Annotated in this window: 2 protein-coding genes and 1 pseudogene; 1 reads left to right on the top strand and 2 read right to left on the bottom strand. The window is 47.0% G+C overall.

Annotated elements, in window-relative coordinates; genetic code table 11:
• Together Q0614_RS05000 and rsmA are read right to left on the bottom strand one after the other, a co-directional pair.
• Nucleotides 1-1,104, bottom strand: a 1,104-nt coding sequence (locus Q0614_RS05000) for an MBL fold metallo-hydrolase (protein WP_298786974.1), incomplete at its 3' end; no start/stop codon positions are given.
• Nucleotides 1,085-1,945, bottom strand: a complete 861-nt coding sequence (rsmA, locus tag Q0614_RS04995; protein ID WP_298786972.1) for a 16S rRNA (adenine(1518)-N(6)/adenine(1519)-N(6))-dimethyltransferase RsmA — start codon at nt 1,943-1,945, stop codon at nt 1,085-1,087. The genes rsmA and Q0614_RS05000, both read right to left, overlap by 20 nt.
• 91 nt (nt 1,946-2,036) lie before the next feature.
• On the opposite strand from rsmA, the pseudogene Q0614_RS04990 reads away from it, so the two are divergent.
• Nucleotides 2,037-2,116: pseudogene (locus Q0614_RS04990) on the top strand (HisA/HisF-related TIM barrel protein); the annotation flags it as partial.

Genomic DNA, 2,116 nt, shown 5'->3' with positions numbered 1-2,116 from the left:
CATCAAAAGCATAACTCCGCGATCGCCGTAATACGCCAGGCGGTTCAGATCGGTCGGATAGCCGTCAATCGGCGTGTGGTCGATCTTAAAATCGCCCGTGTGGATGATCGTGCCTGCCTTCGTCGTGATCGCAAGCGCGCTTGCATCGATAATCGAGTGTGTTATATGGATAAACTCGACCTCAAAATCGCCGATCTGATAGAGCTGGCGCTTCTGCACTGGGCGGAAATAGCTACGCTCGGCTTTAAGGCCGTGCTCTTCAAATTTATTGCTTATCATCCCCAGAGGAAGCGGCGTAGCGTAGATCGGGAATTGAAATTCTTTGAAAAAATATGGCATCGCGCCGATGTGATCCTCATGCGCGTGGGTGATAATGATGCCTTTGATCTTGTTTTTTATCTTGCGAACATAATCGAAGTCGGGGATTAAAATATCCACGCCAAGCATACTCTCCTCCGGAAAGCTCATGCCCACATCGACGATGATCGCGCTCGTGTTGGTCTCAAAAACGGTCATATTCGCGCCGATCTCGCCCAGTCCGCCAAGCGGCGTGATACGCACCGCCTCATCGCTACGATTAGCATTTTTAAGCGGATGCAGGCGCTCCTCGTGGATTAGCTTATTTTCCGCGATCGCCTCTTCCATCGCCTTCTGCCACGGCTCGTTGCCGGTAAGGCTCTTTGGCATATTGGAGCGCTTTTTGTGCTTTTTCTTTTTCTGTGCGTCCGAAGAGTTCGTATCGTCTGAGGCGTTAGAATTTGCGCCTTTTGCGTTATTGCTGCCCGATTTTGCGGCGCCGTTTAAATTTACGCCATTGCCGCTCGCGCCGTTTGAATGCGCGGCGTTTGAACTGTCATTTGACGAACCGCCCGTAGAATTTGATCCGTTGCGAGAGCTGTTTTTTAAACCCTTTGAACGAGCGGAATTTTGCCCTCTTTTTGCGCCTTTGTTTTTGCGAGAGCCGTTTTCATGCTCGCCGCCGAATTCCGCGCCGCCCGCAGAGCCTTCGCTTGCGATAGATTTTTTTAGATTTTCCTTGCGTTTTTTGTAGCGATTGCTTTTTTTGAGTCGTTCGACGCCGTTTTCATTTCTGTTTTTTTCCATCTTTTACCTTTAAATTTTTAAAAATTTCTAAAAAAAGGGTGGAATTTAACTCGTGCGCCCGAACCGTGGGCGGAATTTTCAAATTTAAAAAGATCTCTTCGGCTAAGCCTCTATCAAATTTTGCGCTTAAATTTTTAATAAGCGTCTTTCGCGGCGCGCTGAAAGATACGCGCAAAAAGCTTTTAAATTTCTCGTATTCATCGAGATTTTGGAAGCGGGCGCAACTTTTTACGCCGAGACTCTCCGCGCTTTCCTCGACACCGGGTTTGAAATTTTTGCCTTTTACGAGCCTGATCACCGATGAGGTTACCTTTGGCGCAGGCTCGAAACTGCCCGGCTCAACGTCGAATAGAAGCTCGCAACCGCCCGCGAGATCGGCTAGGATCGAAAGAGCGCTAAAATCGCTCTGCCCGGCTCTAGCGCAGAATTTTAAAGCGACCTCCTTTTGGATCATCACTAAAAATCCGCTGCACAACTCATCGTCGATCGCCTGCAAAATCATCTTTGTAGCGACGTAGTAGGGCAAATTTGCGACCAAAAAATATTCGCCGCAGCCAAGACCCCGCTGCTGCCAAATCCGCAAAGCATCGCCCAAAACGAGCTCAAGCTCGCCGCTAGCGATCTGCTGCGCAAATTTAGCGCTTAAAATTTGATATAAATCCTCATCTATCTCGAAACTTTTTAATCTGTAAAATTCCAAAAGCTTGCGAGTTAAATCACCTAAGCCAGCCCCGATTTCAACGACATTTTGCATGTTCTCGGGAATCGCTTGGATGATCTTGCTTAAAACGGCTTCGTCTTTTAAAAAATTTTGCCCGAACTCTTTTTTCGCCCTAATCATCGCGAGAGTCTAGCCAAATTTTACTTATAAAGTCATTATGTTAAGTAAAATTTAGCTAAAATCATAAAAAATTTTATTCCGAAGGGCTGCTTTGAATAGATTCGCAAAACGCATAATCCCATGCCTTGACGTCAAAGACGGACGCGTGGTAAAGGGCGTAAATTTCGTAGG

It is taken from the genome of uncultured Campylobacter sp. (genome assembly GCF_937997595.1).
Classification (GTDB): domain Bacteria; phylum Campylobacterota; class Campylobacteria; order Campylobacterales; family Campylobacteraceae; genus Campylobacter_B.
This window is presented reverse-complemented; position numbering and strand designations above follow the sequence as displayed.

What these genes read in the sequence shown, in the direction of transcription:
- rsmA (WP_298786972.1), bottom strand. Translation starts at nt 1,945, where the DNA reads ATGATTAGGGCGAAAAAAGAGTTCGGGCAAAATTTTTTAAAAGACGAA.